The following is a 15690-nucleotide window of genomic DNA, read 5'->3' on the forward strand; positions in this document are numbered from 1 at the left end:
CATACGGACGGAACAATCTCCTCTCATCGCGCAAACAGCGCATTCCGGGAGGTCCCGATGTTATCACCCTTGATGATCCTGTCGCTCGACCAGGGCAAACTCACCCCTGCCCCACGGTCTGTCGGTCCATTCGATGCCCCCCTGCTGGAGGACATCACCGACTGTATCGCTGAACCCGAAGTGCCACCCGCGGCCGATCCGCAGACCGCCGGATTAATGGCCTTCATCCGCAAAAGATTGCTGCTCTGGCAGGCACGTTCTGTGAACAGGCCCTTCCTGCAGCCGGCACAGCTGCACCGGCTTAAGCCGTAAATTAGTGCTTCTGCTGCCTTTCGGCGGCCGCGACGCGGTTCAGCATCGCCACCATCTTGGCCTTGATCGAACCGTAGGTGCCGAGGTCGAAATTGCAGCTGAAACAGGTGATGATGTCGCTGTCGATCGGCTGCGGGCGCGGAAACTTCATGCGCGTGTTGCGGCACTTCGGGCAAGGGACTTCGATCTGCATGTTTCAGCGGCTCCTTATTAGCGTCGTCGGCGATGCCTTAGCACAAATGCCGCACCCGGCAAGCTCTTCCTGCAATCTCCACTGCGGCAAGAAACCCCACATGCCCCCTTTCCTCGCGCCGGAATTTCTCGCAATCTCACGAGTCGGGAAGAAGAACAGGGGAACTGAATGTATGAATATGCAATAGCCTGGGAGTGGCTGGCCCTTGCGGCGCGCTGGTTCCATGTCGTCACCGCGATCGCCTGGATCGGGTCGTCCTTCTATTTCATCGCGCTCGACCTCGGCCTGGTGAAGCGGCCGCATCTGCCCGCCGGTGTTCACGGCGAGGAATGGCAGGTCCATGGTGGCGGCTTCTACCACATCCAGAAATATCTGGTGGCGCCGGCCGAGATGCCGGAACACCTGACCTGGTTCAAATATGAGAGCTATTTCACCTGGCTCTCCGGCTTCCTGATGCTCTGCATCGTCTATTATGGCGGCGCCGACCTCTTTCTCATCGATCGCCACGTGCTCGATATTTCGAAGCCGATGGCGATCCTGATCTCGCTTGCATCACTCGCCGGCGGCTGGATCATCTACGACCTGCTCTGCAAGTCGCCGCTCGGCAAGAACACCTGGGGCCTGATGGCGGTCCTCTACGTTGTGCTGGTCTTCATGGCCTGGGGCTATACGCAGGTCTTCACCGGCCGCGCCGCCTTCCTGCATCTCGGTGCCTTCACCGCCACGATCATGTCGGCCAACGTCTTCATGATCATCATTCCCAACCAGAAGATCGTCGTCGCCGACCTGATCGCCGGCCGCACGCCAGATGCCAAATATGGCTACATGGCCAAGCAGCGCTCGCTCCATAACAACTACCTGACGCTGCCCGTCATCTTCTTCATGCTGTCGAACCACTATCCGCTGGCCTTCGGTACTGCCTTCAACTGGGTGATCGCCGCTCTGGTCTTCCTGATGGGCGTCACGATCCGCCACTGGTTCAACACCACCCATGCTCGCAAAGGCCGGCCGACCTGGACATGGATCGTCACGGTCGTGCTCTTCATCCTCATCATGTGGCTATCGACCGTGCCCAAATTGCTGACTGGCGAGGATCAGAATGCCTCCGTCACCCCCGCCTTCCAGCAGTTTGCCAGCGATCCGCATTTTCCCGCCGTGAAGCAGCTGATCGGCACGCGCTGTTCCATGTGCCATGCGGCAGAACCGGTCTATGAGGGCATCGCCCGGCCACCAAAGGGCGTGATTCTGGAAAATGACGCGGAAATTGCCGCGCATGCGCGCGAAATCTATATACAGGCCGGTCGAAGCCATGCCATGCCGCCGGGCAACGTGACCGACATTACGCCCGATGAGCGCAAGCTGCTCATCGCCTGGTTCGAAAGCGCAGTCGAAGGCAAACAAGAATGACCACGATACTCCTGCGCGGGCGCCTGCTCTCCTTTCGCCGTGCCCCGCTCAGCCTCGCCGATAGTGAAAGCTATCTCTACGAGACAGACGGCGGTCTGTTGATCGAGGATGGCATCATCGCCGCTGTCGGCACCTATGCTGACGTCAAGGCCAAGGCACCTGCCGAGGTCTCCGAAATCGATCACCGCCCGCATCTGATCATGCCTGGCCTCATCGACATGCACCTGCATTTCCCACAGATGCAGGTCATTGCCTCCTATGCCGCAAACCTTCTGGAATGGCTGAACACCTATACGTTCCCTGAGGAATGCCGCTTCGTCGAAAGCGCCCATGCGCAGAAGATCGCCACGCATTTCTACGACGAGCTGATCCGCCACGGCACGACGACGGCGGTTGCCTATTGCTCTGTTCATAAGACCTCGGCTGACGCCTATTTCGCTGAAGCCATGCGTCGCAACATGCGCATGGTCGGCGGCAAGGTGATGATGGACCGCAACGCGCCGCAGGGCCTGCTCGATACGCCGGAGATGGGTTACGATGAGACCCGGCAGGTAATCGCCGACTGGCACGGCAAAGGCCGCAACCACGTCGCGATCACGCCGCGCTTTGCGATCACCTCGACGCCCGCCCAGATGGAGGCAACGGCAGCGCTCGCCCGCGAATTCCCCGACCTGCACATCCAGACGCATCTGTCGGAAAACCACGACGAGATCAAATTCACCTGCGAGCTCTATCCGGAAGCGACCGACTATACTGATATTTATGCCCGTTACGGCCTGCTCGGGCCGAAGAGCCTGTTCGGCCACGCCATCCATCTTTCGGAGCGCGAAGCCGACGCCATGAGCGAGACCGGCGCGATCGCCGTCCATTGCCCGACATCCAACCTCTTCCTCGGCTCCGGCCTCTTTCCACTGAAGGCATTGGCCCGCCGCGAGAAGCCCGTTCGCATCGGCGTCGCCACGGATATTGGCGGCGGCTCGAGCTATTCCATGTTGCGAACCATGGATGAGGCCTACAAAATCCAGCAGCTTCTCGGTGAACGACTGAATCCGCTGGACAGCTATTACTACATGACGCTCGGCAATGCCGAGGCGCTGTCGCTGGCTGACAAAATCGGCACACTGGAGCTCGGCACCGATGCTGACCTCGTCGTCCTCAATGCGGCGGCGACACCGGCCATGGCGCTGAAGATGGAAGTCGTGAAGACGCTTCCGGAAGAGCTATTCCTGCTGCAGACCATGGGCGACGACCGCGCCGTGGCGGAAACCTATGTGGCCGGCGTGGCGTTGAAGGCCAAGCTTTCGGGACCTGCCGCCTGACGTAAAAACGGCCCTGAAATCAAATGGCAAAGCGCCGAAAAAGCGTGCTACACGAGGGAACCATCCAGATGTGAAGGTTCTCTTCATGGCCCAGCCGCTGACCATCGCCGATCTCAAGAAAATGGCCCAGCGCCGCGTCCCGAAGATGTTCTTCGACTATGCGGATTCCGGCGCCTGGACGGAATCGACCTACGCCGCCAACGAAGCCGATTTCCGTGACATCAAGCTGCGCCAGCGCGTGCTGGTCGACATGACCAACCGCACGCTCGAGACGACGATGATCGGCCAGAAAGTGTCGATGCCGGTGGCCCTGGCACCGACCGGCATGACCGGCATGCAGCATGCCGATGGCGAAATGCTGGCGGCCCGCGCGGCGGAAGAATTCGGCGTGCCCTTCACGCTGTCGACCATGAGCATCTGCTCGATCGAGGATGTCGCCTCCGTCACGACGAAGCCTTTCTGGTTCCAGCTCTATGTCATGCGCGACAGGGGCTTCGTGGTCGATCTCATCAACCGCGCCAAGGCTGCCAAATGCTCCGCGCTGGTGCTGACCGCCGACCTGCAGATCCTCGGCCAGCGCCACAAGGACCTGCGCAATGGCCTCTCTGCACCGCCGAAATTCACGCCCAAACATATCTGGCAGATGGCGACGCGCCCCTTCTGGTGCATGGACATGATGAAGACGAAGCGGCGCAGTTTCGGCAATATTCTCGGCCACGCCAAAGGCGTTACCGATCTCTCATCGATTTCGACCTTCACTCATGAACAGTTCGACCCGCAGCTGTCGTGGAAGGATGTCGCCTGGATCAAGGAACAATGGGGCGGCCCGTTGATCATCAAGGGCATTCTCGATGTCGAGGATGCAAAACAGGCCGTCGATACCGGGGCCGACGCGATTATCGTCTCCAACCACGGCGGCCGCCAGCTCGACGGCGCGCCATCCTCGATCAGCATGCTGCCGCGGATCCTCGATGCGATCGGCAACCGCCTCGAAGTACATCTGGATGGTGGCATCCGCTCCGGCCAGGATGTTCTGAAAGCTGTGGCCCTCGGTGCGCGCGGCACCTATATCGGCCGGCCTTTCCTCTATGGCCTCGGCGCCATGGGCAAAGAGGGCGTGACACTTGCGCTAAACATCATTCGCAAGGAGATGGACATCACCATGGCGCTCTGCGGCAAGCGCGACATCAAGGATGTGGACTCCTCGATTATTGCCTGATGTCAGTAAGATTGCGGCATCCGGCCTGTCGCGAGTGCTGCGGCCCATTCCGGGCGGCCATTGGCTTCCGCTAGCGCCGACATCGCCATGTTGTCGTATCTGATATTGCGGAATTGTGCAGTCCATCCACTGGCCGATTTTTCCAGCACCGCATAACTCGCCATCGCGTGGCCGGTTTCAACCTTGTGCGGATAGGGCTTGTCATCGTCATAGGCCGGGCCGCCGACACTACCGGGATTGACGATAAGACGGCCGCCGGAAAGCGCTGCCATGCGCGGAATATGCGTGTGGCCACACAGGATCAATGGGCTTTGGATACCTTTCGCCAGCGCTTCGATCTCCGCCTGCGGCCTGAGCACCACGCTGCCATCGGCAACGGCCATATCCAGCCAGTAGAGGTTATCATCCTCGGGCGCCGCATGGCAGAGATAGACCTCATGCCGGTAGATCAGGTCGACCGGCAGCGACCGTAGCCAATCGAAATGAGCTGCACCAAGCTGTGCGTAGGCGGCGGCGTCCGAGATATGCATCTCCTCCGGCGGTCCTTCGATCAGATAGCGGTCGTGATTGCCGCGCACGGTCGGAATGGAGAGTGATAGCAGCCGGTCCGCCACCCTGCCCGCCTCCAGCGGACCGCTGAAACAATCGCCAAGATTGACGATATCTGTAATGCCTTGGGCAGCGATGTCAGCCAGCACGGCTTCAAGCGCCAGATAGTTTCCGTGGATATCGGCGATAGCGGCAAAGCGCATGTCAGCTCCCGCGATAGGTGGAATAGCCGTAGGGCGAGATCAGCAGCGGCACATGATAATGCGCCGAGGTGTCGGCTATGCCGAAGCGGATCGGCACGAGATCGAGGAAGGCCGGATGTGGCAGCGCCGTCCCGTTTGCCCTCAGATAATCTCCAGCGTGAAAGAGCAGTTCGTAAGTTCCGGCGCGAAAGCTCTCGCCGATCAGGATCGGCCCGCCATCGACGCGGCCATCGGCATTGGTCTCGACGGTTTTGAGATGGTGACGAAGCTCACCCTCGATGTGAAACAGATCGATCCGCAGCCCCTGTGCCGGCTTGCCGAGCGCAGTATCGAGAACATGAGTGGTCAGTCCGGTCATAGGCCTGGCTCTTTGATGATGAAGGGGATGTCGAGGAAGAATTCTTCCAGATTGTTGCCCGGCCCGTCACGGTCGACAACGAGAAAATCGCTCGGCGCGCCAAGCGCCATCAGCGGATGGTGCCAGACATTGCGCCTGTAATTGACGCCCTGATCGCCGCGCGCAAGAAAAGCCTGCGGACGACCCGGACGACCGCCTTCATCTTCCGAAACGACGACAAGGAAAGGCCGGCCTGATATCGGCGAGAAGCTCTGGCTGCCGAACGGATGCCGTTCCATCATGCCGAGTTCGTAGGGAAAAGCACGCGGCTGGCCGCGGAAGAGACTGATGATGACGCGCGCGCCTTCGCCCACCGCTTCGGGCGCCGCAAGCGCATGGAAACGCTCGGTATTGCCGCCATTGATATAACGCATCGTTGCTGGATCGGCTTCGATCACCTCACCGAAGGGCGCGAAGGCGGATTTCGTGAGAGGCTGTATCTCGAGATATTGGGGCACGGTCTTACTCGCCCTGAACGCGCCAGTGGCGAACATTTTCAAGTTGGGAAACCAGAGCCGGCAAGTCGGTCCGGACCGTCTGCCAGATGACGGGCAATTCTGCCCGATAATAATCGTGAACGATCAGGTTTCGCATGCCCCTGATCCGGGTCCACGGAATTTCCTGATGATCCTGGATAAAGCCGGGGTCGCCTGCCGAAATTCGGGCTGCCGCTTCGCCAACCAGGACCAGCGACATCGTCACCGCCAACTGAGTGCGAATATCACCGAGAAACTGTTCCTGGCTCATGCCCTCTGTCAGGTCGAAAGCCTGCTGTGCGGCCTCCTGCATGCGATCCACATGTTCAAGAAGGCGCTCACGGCTCATATGGCAGAGGCTTCCGATAGAACACGATGCTTGATGCGCTCCGGCAATCCACCAGCAGTAACCAAATCCACCTTAACCCCCAGAATGTCCTGCAATTCTTCCAGCAACCCGCCAAGATCGAACAGCGTCGTCCCGGGCAAAGCGTCCACCAGAATATCCAGATCGCTATCCGACCGATCCTCGCCGCGTGCAACGGAGCCGAAGACACGTGGGTTCGCTGCGTTGAAGCGCTTGGTCGCTTCACGAATCGCCTGCCTGTTCTTCTCCAGCACTTCCGACGGTCTCATCGCGGCATCACTCCTGATGCCGCGAATATAAGGGACGTGGCTGAAAGAGGAAAGAACTCAAGCCTTCACCCCATAGAGCCGAAGCCGCATCGTGCCTCCGTCAGGATGCATGGCGTAGCGCACGTGCGTGATGGGACCGATATCGGCGATCGTATCGCTGCCATATTCATGGATGTGATCCATCTGCAGCTGGCTGCGCGGCAGGATCGGCTTCCAGTTTTCCGATGCGGCAATATCGGCTTCCGAGAGCGTATCGCCGAGATCAGGCAGATAGGCGCCGAAGAGTTCGCAGGTGTCGGGGAAATTGCCCTTGTAGAAGGCCGTATCCACGATCACGCGCTTGATCGTGCCAGCATGGCCGAGGCGGATGATCGCCCAGTCGTGACCCGGGCCGCGGCGACGCTTGGTTTCCCAGCCGTCGCCCATGTTGATGCCGCGGCCGGGGCCGAGCAGCTTGTCGGGATGGCCGTAATGCGCATCCGACCAGGCAAGCGACTTCGCACCGTTGAAGATATAGGCAAGGTCGATCTCCTCGCCCGCGCCGACCTTAGACCAATCAAAATAGGCCGAGCCATAGACGCGCAGACGCGCCACGCCTCCGTCAGGGTAAATATGCAGGCGAAGATGCGTCCAGATCTTCTCCTTGTCGGCATTCTCGAAGAAGTGGTGGGCGCTAGAGCCAAGCGGCGACTTTGCCAGGATTTCGGTCCATGCCGTCGCGTCGGTCGGATCGCCGCTTTCGACAAAGGCCGCCTCGATCGAGCAATGCGGCGGATAGTTGCCGGTGAAATAGCTGGTATCGACATCGAAGCCGAAGATGCGGCCCGGCATGGCGAGCTTCACGATTGCCCAGTCATGGCCGGGAACGCGCTTGCGACGGCTTTCCCAGCCGTCCATGTACTTGCCATTATCGTCATAGAGATCCGGATCGAAGCTTGCCGGCACATCCTGCAGCATGCGCTCCAGCGGCGCGAAGAATTCGTCCGTGGCGTAAAGCCCTTTGGCGCCGAGACGGGCCGAAGCAAGATTGATGGCGCCCGTGGCGAAAGTTGGCAGGCTGGTATCGGTCGTAGCGGTCATTCAGGTCTCCGGAAGCATGGATGTCAGGCGCAGCAACGCGATCTTCTCGACCTGCGCTGCCGCAGTCACGAATTCTTCGTCGCCGATATTGTCGATCCGCTTTTCGAAAGCGGCAAGGATATCGTCCTTGTTCAGCCCCTTCACCGCGATGATGAAGGGAAAGCCGAATTTCTGCGTATAGGCGGAGTTGAGCTCGGTGAAACGCGCATGCTCGGCAGGGCTCAACCGGTCGAGCCCGGCACCAGCCTGTTCCTTTTTGCTGTCTTCAGTCAGCTCACCCGATATCGCCAGCCGCCCGGCAAGATCGGGATGAGCGCGCAAGACACCGAGGCGCTCTTCCCTGCTCGCCGCGCGGAAAATGGCGACGAGCTCCGTGTGCACACGATCCACCGTCAGCTTGTCGCCGACAAAGCCATCGTCATAAGCCCGCTCGGCGATGAAGGGCGAATGCTCGAACACCCCACCGAAGCGGGACACAAATTCGTTGCGCGAAATCATCAGACTGTTTCCGGCTTGTGGTTCGCATGCCAGTGCCGCGCGATCTCGATACGGCGGGGGATCCAGACCTTGTCGTGCTTCAGCACATATTCCATGAAGCGCCTCAGCGACGCCACGCGTCCCGGCCGGCCGACGAGGCGGCAATGCAGGCCGACCGACATCATCTTCGGACTACCCTCCTTGCCTTCCTCGTAGAGCGTATCGAACGCATCCTTGAGGTAGGTGAAGAACTGGTCACCGGAATTGAAGCCCTGCGGCGTTGCAAACCGCATGTCGTTGGTTTCGAGCGTATAGGGAATAATGAGGAAGGGATTTTCGTCGATGCCTTTCACCCAATAGGGCAGATCGTCTGCATAAGAGTCCGACGAATAAAGGAAACCACCCTCCTCCTGAACCAGCTTCAGCGTATTGTCGGAGGGCTTGCCCTGATACATGCCATAGGGCCGCTCACCGGTCAGCTCGGTGTGCAGGCGCACGGCTTCGAGAATATGCTTGCGCTCCAGATCCTCGGGGAAATCCTTGTATTCCAGCCAGCGATAACCGTGGCTGGCGATCTCCCAGCCCGCTTCCTTCATCGCGGCAACCGCTTCTGGATTGCGCGCCATGGCAACCGTCACGCCATAGACGGTCGCCTGCACCTTGAGATCGGTGAAAAGACGCCAAAGCCGCCAGAAGCCGGCGCGGGAGCCGTATTCGTAGATCGACTCCATGTTGAGATTGCGCTGGTTCGGCCAGGGCTGCGCGCCGACGATTTCCGACAGCAGGTTTTCCGAAGCCGGATCGCCGTCGAGGATGGAGCTCTCGCCGCCCTCCTCGTAATTGATGACGAACTGCACTGCGACGCGTGCCTCGCCGGGCCACTTCGGATCGGGCGTATTGCGCCCGTAGCCGATGAGATTGCGCGGATAGGTCTCGGATACCATCAAATCACCTTTTGAAAAGACAGGTGAAACGGTAGCATCCGTGAGCGGAATGTCGAGCCGTAAAAGTGCGTAACTGGCCTTCGGCCCGAGGCGTGCGCCTCAGGCGATTTTGCGCGCGCTTACCTTGCCCATCGGATGCAGCGAGTGCACCCGGAACGGGCCGCCGGTGCCCTCCTCGATCATCAGCGCGACATTCGAGACCGTCACCGGTTCGGCAAGCACCGGATCGAACAGTGACCGCAGCGCCTGCTCGATACGCGGCATGTCGACCGCGTTGACCGGGCCTGTGACCGGCATATGGAAGCGGAACTCGTCCATCACGTAAGGATTGCCCCAGCGATGCAGGTTCGTGAACTGCGCGGCCGACAGTCCATCCGGATCGCTGCGCTCGATATCCGCCTCGGAGAGCGGCGCACGAAACCGGTCGAACTCCTGGACGATAGCAGATGCGAGGTAGTGAACCTGATCGCAAGGACGGATCGGTGACAGGCTGTAGAACGTGCCGAGGCGCGCAACTTCCAGACGCGGAATCTGGAAGGGCGAAAGCGTCCCGCAAAAGCGCATCAAATCGCGCAGCAGTTGCGATTCGGAAACCTCAGACGAGAGGTGGAAAGGGGCCTTCAGCACGCCGTGAAACCCATAGCGACGCGGCACTGCCGTATGAAAGGCGATCTCATGGATCCCGAGGCCGCGGATTGCCGGGGGCTCGACCATATCGCCTGAAAATACGTTGCGGCCAAGCCAATTGGCCGCCACATGCGAGAGCGGATCGCTCGCAGGGGGCGTGAAGCAAATGGCATAGCGCATGCGATTTCCTCCATCGGATGAAATGAGCGCGGGATCACGTCCCGCGCCGTCGATGCGCAAGCAGATAGGTGATTTGCATGACAGAATAACGAAGCGGAGCGGCTTCTAATTCACGTTTAACGTGAAGAGATTACGATGTGGTTTGAAATTGCAAAGCTTTCCGGCAACAAAAATTCTGCATTTGTATCGCTTGCAATGCATATTGCCGCTTCCGCCAGCCGATGCGCGAGCCCGAAACTGACCTTGAAACCACCCGTGAGGGTGATGAGATTGTGATTCTCCGGATGCGCGCCGACCATCGGATCACGGTCGATCGCCTTGGGGCGCAATCCGGCCCAGCGCTCGATGACAGGCGCATCGCGCAGCATTGGCACCATATCACGGGCGGCTTCGATCAGCGCATCGAGTTGTTCATCGGTGGAAAACGGATCGGCAAAGCTGTTCTCGCTGGTGCTGCCGACTGCCACATGCCCGCCCTCATGCGCGACCACGTAAAGCCCATCGCGGAAGATTGTCGGCAAGGCGGGATCGATATCGGCAGCAAGCAGTGCCGCCTGCCCTTTCACAGCTTGCCCAAGAGGTTTCTGCAACCCCGGTGTCAGTTTTTCCAGAAAGGGAAACGAGCGATATCCTGCAGCAAGGATGCAGCGACCGAAGGCGATGGTCCCGGCATCGATCGAAGCCGTTCCCCGCACTGGATCGAGATCTGCTATTTCCGTATTCTCCAGCATCCGCACATGCCGGGCCTCGCGCAAAAAGGCGACAAGCGCTGCCACCAGCGAGCGTGGAGCGACACGAGCGGCAAGCGTGTCGTGGACGAAACCGCTGTCGCCAGCAGAGGGATCAATCCAGCCTTTTCCTGGCGGACAGTCCAGCACATGCCAATGGAAACGCCGTTCTCCCGCTCTCCAGTGAACCTTCGCATCCTCGGAATGGCCTGACGCGATCCTGCGCAGATGCGGCTTCGGCAGTGGGATGAGCCGGCCGGAGCGCCGATAACCAGCCGAGAGCCCGGTTGCCTTCTCGATGGCGGCAATTTCCGCCTCCAGCGAAACCAGCGCATCGAACTGAAACTGCTTCTTTTCCGACCAGCGATCCGGCATATGCGGCATCAGGGCGCCGAGCAGTCCGCCGCTTGCACCACCGCCGGGCCGACCTGCATCGACAAGCAGTGTGCGGATACCGCGACGCTCGGCATGAACGGCCGCCCACAGGCCCATAATGCCGCCGCCGACAATGAGGAGATCGATCGATGATTGACCCGAGGCCGGGCGGGGACTATCGGCTTTTTCCATGACAGACATCAATCCCGATCAGATCGGCGCGGGCAAGCCGCAGCCCCTCGAATGGCGCGACGGCGATATGCCCTATTCGACCGCCTTTGGCGACCATTTTTATTGCCAGACCGATGGAAGGCTAGAATGCGGCCACGTCTTCCTCTCGGGAAACGGCCTGCCTGACCGATGGAGCGGCCGCCCAACGTTTCTCATTGGCGAACTCGGCTTCGGCACCGGGCTGAATTTTTCCGAGACCTGGCGGCAATGGAAACTCTACCGCCAGCCCGGACAGCATCTGCATTTCATGTCCTTCGAGCTCTATCCGATGCGCCGCGCGGAAATCGATCGCGCACTTGCCCATTGGCCTGAGATCGATGCCGAGCGGCAGGCGCTCGCCGCCATCTGGCCGGATATTCCCAAGGGCATCGTCTCGCTCGATCTGGATGAGCAGACGAGGCTCAGCGTCGTCTGCGGCCGTGCGCTCGATGGAGTTTCTGAAGCCGCTCCCGGATTCGAGGCCTGGTATCTCGACGGCTTCGCCCCCTCGCGCAACAGCGAGATGTGGTCGGAAGAACTGATGCGTCTCGTCTGCGAAAAGACAGCCCACGGTGGAAGCTTTGCGACCTATGCGGCCGCGGGTTTCGTACGCCGCAATCTCGCTGCCGCCGGCTTTAGCGTCGAGCGTCGCAAGGGGTTTGCCGGCAAGCGGGAAATGCTCTGCGGGGTAAAGCCTCAGTAGCCGGAGCGACCCGGCTGCAATTCGCCGCCACCAAGCCACTGGCGGATCTTGTCTTCCAGAAGTTCCGGGCTGATCGGCTTGGACATGTAATCGTCCATGCCGGCATCGAGGCAAAGCTCGCGGTCGCTTTCCAGCGCATGTGCGGTGACCCCGATGACAGGCACGCGATGCCCCTGCCCCTGTTCCTTCTCGCGGATCAGCCTGGTCGCCTGATGGCCGTTCATGACAGGCATCGAGACATCCATCATGATCAGCCGCGGAGTATGACGCTCCCAAGCCTCCACAGCCTCCTCGCCATTGTTGACGACGAGAAAGGAAAGCCCGGTTCCCTGCAGAATTTGCGTGAAGACGATCTGGTTGACCTCATTGTCCTCGGCGACGAGCACATCGACGAAATCGGTCGCTCGTCTTTGCGGAGCAGGTGCGGGTGCCGGCGGCGGCACCTCGATCTCTTTCTGCAGCCGCGCAATCTCGGCCTCGGAGGCCTGTTTGACGCGGCTTGCCCGCACCACCTCGACGACCGTATTGCGCAACAAGTTGGCGCGCGCCGGTTTCATCAGATGCGCATGGCCGTTCAGCGCCGCAAACTCCTTCTCCGTCCCGGAAATATCCATCGAGGTCAGGAAGATGATCGGCAGCTCTACGAAACGGCTGTCAGCGCGAAGGCGTCGGGCGACTTCGGCGCCGTTCATGTCGGGCATATGATAATCGAGCACGACGGCATCGACCTTGATGCCGAGATCAGCGGCAGCCTCCAGAATGGCAAAGCCTGTGGCGCCGCCCTCTGCGGCAACGCCGTCAAAGCCCCAGAGGCCGAGCTGTTCGGTGAGGATCCGGCGATTGACCTCATTGTCGTCGACGACGAGGATGCGCGCACCCTGCACGTTGATCGGCAAAGGCTTCGGCTCGATGCGGGCGGCGGCAACGGCGAAAGGCAGCTTGACGGTAAAGACCGAGCCCTTGCCCCATTCGCTTTCAACATCGATGTAACCGCCGAAGAGATCGACGAGACCGGCGGTGATTGCCAGGCCTAGGCCCGTGCCTTCATGCCGCCGGGTCGATGAGGCATCGACCTGCGAGAATTTGTCGAAGACCGTTTCCACCTTCTCGGGCGGAATGCCGATGCCGGTATCCTCGATGCGGATGCTGATCATGATCTCGCCGCCGGCGGATTGCTCCGAGCCGATATCGACGAAGACATGGCCGCGCTCCGTAAATTTCACCGCATTGCCGACGAGGTTCGTAACAATCTGGCGGAAGCGCCCGGCATCACCGATGACGGCTGCAGGCAGATCGGGTGCCGCGCGCACCAGAAGCTCGATATCCTTCTCGGCTGCGGGCGAGGAAAGCAGCGTCGCCACATCCTCGACAGCCTCGATCAGATCGAAGGCCGCCTTGCGCAGCTTCATCTGCCCGGCATCGATCTTCGAGAAATCAAGGATGTCGTTGATGATCGTGAGCAGCGCATTGCCCGACTTGACGATGATGTCGACGAAGGTCTTCTGGCGGGTATCGAGATTGGTCTTGGCAAGCAGTTCCGCCATGCCGAGCACGCCGTTCATCGGCGTGCGGATCTCATGGCTCATATTGGCAAGGAATTCCGACTTGGCGCGGTCTGCGGCCTCGGCGCGCGACAGAAGCTGCGTCAGTTCCTCCTCGCGCCGCTTGAGCTCGGTAACGTCAGTAAACAGCGCCACCCAGTGCTGCCGTTCGCTGATGGTGGCTTCCATGTTCACCCAGCGCTCGCCGCCGACGTGGAAGACAGTGGAGATCGGCTGACGCGCGGCGATATTAGCACGCCACCCCTCCAGCGTTTCGACCGCCTGGTCGTGGAAATCGCCGCGATTGGCGCAGAAGTGGAAGAGATCGATCCATTCCCGGCCAACTTCCGTCAGTTCGGCCGGAATGCGCAGCACCTCGGCTAGCCCGTCATTGGAAAGCTTGATCAGGCCGTCCTGGACGATCGCAAGCCCCTGCGGCATGGCATGCGTCGCATCGCGCATCATCTCGCCGAGATTTTCCAGCGCCGCACGAGCCTCGTGGATTTCCCTCTCGCGCTCACGCACCGAGGAAATATCGGAATAGGTCAGCAGGATACGGTTGCTGGAAATGCGCCGGCTGTCGAAAATGACCGATTTGCCCGCGGCCCAGTCAAGCTCGATCGGCTCCGGATTATCAGCCTCGAAAAGCCCCTTGCGAAATCCGTAGATCTCTTCCGGTGTCTGCGTCTCACCATAGCGGCCGAGTTCGTAATTGCGCTTGATGACATCGATGAACGGCCGCCCATCGAAACGGTCGTCGAGCGGCAGCTCCCAGATGCTGTAGAACTCATCATTGACGTAGAGAATGGTGTGGTCGTTGTCGAGGATGAGCACGCCGACCGGAAGCGAGCGCAGGATGCTCTCGATTTCCTGATGCAGCACTTCCTCATGCTTGCGCGCCTCGATCAGTTCCTTCTCGCGCGCCTTCAGGGGCGTGATGTCGGAGAAGGAGCCGACGACATAGTGCTTGCCATCAGGTGTTACGACCCGGTTGACACGGGAGATCACCTGGAAGATTTCGCCATCGGTATTCGGAAGATAGCTCTCGACCTCGGTCAGCGCGCCGTTTTCCAGCGCCCGCAGGTTTTCCCGGTAGATCGCCTCACCCGCCTCCTGCCCGAACATGTCGTGCTCGGTGAGGCCGAGCACCTTGGAGCGGGCATGGCCGGTGAAGGTCTCGTAATATTGGTTCGCATAGACCAGCCGGTGGTCCTCGTCGCGCACGAAGGCTGCGACCGGAAGATCCTCCATGATGGTGCGCAGCAGATCGCGCTCCCGCACACTTTCATGCCATGCGGTCTCACCCACAGGCGCACACATGCTGTCATCAGGCACAGGTTTGCTGCCGTCTGGCGCAGACCTGCTGCCATCAGGCGCAGACTTGCTGCCCCCGCGATAGGCGGCATTGACGATCAGCGGCCGGCCGTCATCGGCAAAGATACCGATCGGATGATCGAGATTTTCGAGCGCCTCGCGGATGCGGCCGAGATCGGTCGCCATCGTATCGGCGATCTCGGGAATGGCGCGGCGCGGTTCATGCGCATCGAAGATGCCGAGTACATAAGCCCTGTCCTGGGAAGGCGAAAAGCTCTCGATCAGCACGCGCTCATGGCTGAGGCCTGCGGCATCGAAGGAAATGGCGCTCTCTTCCGTACCGAACACCAGCGCACGGCGTTCGCGATCCTCGCGTTCCTCTTCTTCCGGCCGGTCGAAGAGTTCGCGGCTGCGCCGCCCGATGAAATCGGAAATCTCGCGACCAAAGAAGCGGGCATAGGCCTCGTTGACGGCGACATAGCGGAGTTCGCTGTTTTTGACATAGGCCGGGGTATCCAGATCAGCGATCCGGCGGCAGGCCAGCTCCAAGAGTTCCCCGGTAAAATTCAAAAAATCTTCACTCCCGCAATGAACGAAATATCCCCTACAACAACTATAACGCCAAGGCTTTTAACAAGCTGTTAACCATAAAATTCCACAGGCAAAAATTCCAAGCCGGCTTATGAAGTTGATGAATCAGACTGACAACAAAGGCTTGCACGAAGCTGAGATGGTTTGAAGATTCACGGGCAAAACCCCGCCGGGCAACGGCAAACGCCCCGACCCGGCCACAGCCGAGC

At 60.1% G+C, this 15690-nt stretch carries 17 protein-coding genes; 5 read left to right on the plus strand and 12 right to left on the minus strand.

Going from position 1 to position 15690, the window contains the following annotated elements:
* Positions 1 to 57 precede the first annotated feature (57 nt).
* Positions 58 to 312 (plus strand): hypothetical protein, encoded by a 255-nt coding sequence (locus PMI11_RS29340; protein WP_007824612.1) that lies wholly within the window; start codon positions 58 to 60, stop codon positions 310 to 312.
* A gap of 1 nt (position 313) precedes the next feature.
* On the opposite strand, the gene PMI11_RS29345 is transcribed toward PMI11_RS29340, so the two are convergent.
* Positions 314 to 505 (minus strand): hypothetical protein, encoded by a 192-nt coding sequence (locus tag PMI11_RS29345; RefSeq protein ID WP_007824614.1) that lies wholly within the window; start codon positions 503 to 505, stop codon positions 314 to 316.
* A gap of 168 nt (positions 506 to 673) precedes the next feature.
* On the opposite strand from PMI11_RS29345, the gene PMI11_RS29350 reads away from it, so the two are divergent.
* The 3 genes from PMI11_RS29350 (at position 674) to PMI11_RS29360 (ending at position 4450) form a co-directional block, all read left to right on the plus strand.
* Positions 674 to 1912 carry a urate hydroxylase PuuD gene (locus PMI11_RS29350; protein WP_007824616.1) on the plus strand — a complete coding sequence of 413 codons (1239 nt, stop codon included), beginning with the start codon at positions 674 to 676 and terminating at the stop codon, positions 1910 to 1912.
* The gene (gene guaD / locus PMI11_RS29355) at positions 1909 to 3231 is read left to right on the plus strand and encodes a guanine deaminase (protein WP_007824618.1); all 1323 of its coding nucleotides are present in this window, start codon (positions 1909 to 1911) and stop codon (positions 3229 to 3231) included. The genes PMI11_RS29350 and guaD overlap by 4 nt, the downstream gene beginning before the upstream one ends.
* Positions 3232 to 3316: 85 nt before the next feature.
* The gene (locus PMI11_RS29360) at positions 3317 to 4450 is read left to right on the plus strand and encodes an alpha-hydroxy acid oxidase (RefSeq protein ID WP_007824619.1); all 1134 of its coding nucleotides are present in this window, start codon (positions 3317 to 3319) and stop codon (positions 4448 to 4450) included.
* A gap of 2 nt (positions 4451 to 4452) precedes the next feature.
* On the opposite strand, the gene PMI11_RS29365 is transcribed toward PMI11_RS29360, so the two are convergent.
* The 10 genes from PMI11_RS29365 to PMI11_RS29410 form a co-directional block, all read right to left on the minus strand.
* A complete protein-coding gene (locus PMI11_RS29365) occupies positions 4453 to 5202 on the minus strand; it encodes a metallophosphoesterase family protein (RefSeq protein ID WP_007824621.1) in 750 nt (249 codons plus the stop codon).
* Between the two features lies 1 nt (position 5203).
* The gene (uraH, locus tag PMI11_RS29370; RefSeq protein WP_007824623.1) at positions 5204 to 5560 is read right to left on the minus strand and encodes a hydroxyisourate hydrolase; all 357 of its coding nucleotides are present in this window, start codon (positions 5558 to 5560) and stop codon (positions 5204 to 5206) included.
* Positions 5557 to 6057 carry an ureidoglycolate lyase gene (locus PMI11_RS29375; protein ID WP_037072409.1) on the minus strand — a complete coding sequence of 167 codons (501 nt, stop codon included), beginning with the start codon at positions 6055 to 6057 and terminating at the stop codon, positions 5557 to 5559. Before PMI11_RS29375 ends, uraH begins: the two co-directional genes overlap by 4 nt.
* A gap of 4 nt (positions 6058 to 6061) precedes the next feature.
* Complete coding sequence (locus PMI11_RS29380; RefSeq protein WP_007824627.1) at positions 6062 to 6424, minus strand: HepT-like ribonuclease domain-containing protein; 363 nt, start codon at positions 6422 to 6424, stop codon at positions 6062 to 6064.
* Positions 6421 to 6711: a nucleotidyltransferase family protein gene (locus tag PMI11_RS29385; protein WP_007824629.1), complete on the minus strand. Its 291-nt coding sequence runs from the start codon at positions 6709 to 6711 to the stop codon at positions 6421 to 6423. The genes PMI11_RS29380 and PMI11_RS29385 overlap by 4 nt, the downstream gene beginning before the upstream one ends.
* A gap of 57 nt (positions 6712 to 6768) precedes the next feature.
* A complete protein-coding gene (gene alc / locus PMI11_RS29390; protein WP_007824631.1) occupies positions 6769 to 7791 on the minus strand; it encodes an allantoicase in 1023 nt (340 codons plus the stop codon).
* Positions 7792 to 8289, minus strand: coding sequence for a 2-oxo-4-hydroxy-4-carboxy-5-ureidoimidazoline decarboxylase (gene uraD, locus PMI11_RS29395; protein WP_007824633.1), 498 nt, complete (start codon positions 8287 to 8289; stop codon positions 7792 to 7794).
* Positions 8289 to 9212 (minus strand): allantoinase PuuE, encoded by a 924-nt coding sequence (gene puuE, locus PMI11_RS29400; RefSeq protein WP_007824635.1) that lies wholly within the window; start codon positions 9210 to 9212, stop codon positions 8289 to 8291. Before puuE ends, uraD begins: the two co-directional genes overlap by 1 nt.
* 99 nt (positions 9213 to 9311) lie before the next feature.
* Positions 9312 to 10019 (minus strand): DUF1045 domain-containing protein, encoded by a 708-nt coding sequence (locus tag PMI11_RS29405; protein WP_007824637.1) that lies wholly within the window; start codon positions 10017 to 10019, stop codon positions 9312 to 9314.
* A gap of 116 nt (positions 10020 to 10135) precedes the next feature.
* A complete protein-coding gene (locus PMI11_RS29410; RefSeq protein ID WP_037072411.1) occupies positions 10136 to 11314 on the minus strand; it encodes an NAD(P)/FAD-dependent oxidoreductase in 1179 nt (392 codons plus the stop codon).
* On the opposite strand from PMI11_RS29410, the gene mnmD reads away from it, so the two are divergent.
* Entirely contained in the window at positions 11313 to 12035 is a 723-nt protein-coding gene (gene mnmD / locus PMI11_RS29415) for a tRNA (5-methylaminomethyl-2-thiouridine)(34)-methyltransferase MnmD (RefSeq protein WP_007824642.1), read from the plus strand. The genes PMI11_RS29410 and mnmD overlap by 2 nt on opposite strands.
* On the opposite strand, the gene PMI11_RS29420 is transcribed toward mnmD, so the two are convergent.
* Complete coding sequence (locus PMI11_RS29420; RefSeq protein ID WP_007824645.1) at positions 12029 to 15460, minus strand: response regulator; 3432 nt, start codon at positions 15458 to 15460, stop codon at positions 12029 to 12031. The genes mnmD and PMI11_RS29420 overlap by 7 nt on opposite strands.
* Positions 15461 to 15690: the final 230 nt, after the last annotated feature.

The organism is Rhizobium sp. CF142 (assembly GCF_000281145.1).
Lineage (GTDB): Bacteria > Pseudomonadota > Alphaproteobacteria > Rhizobiales > Rhizobiaceae > Rhizobium.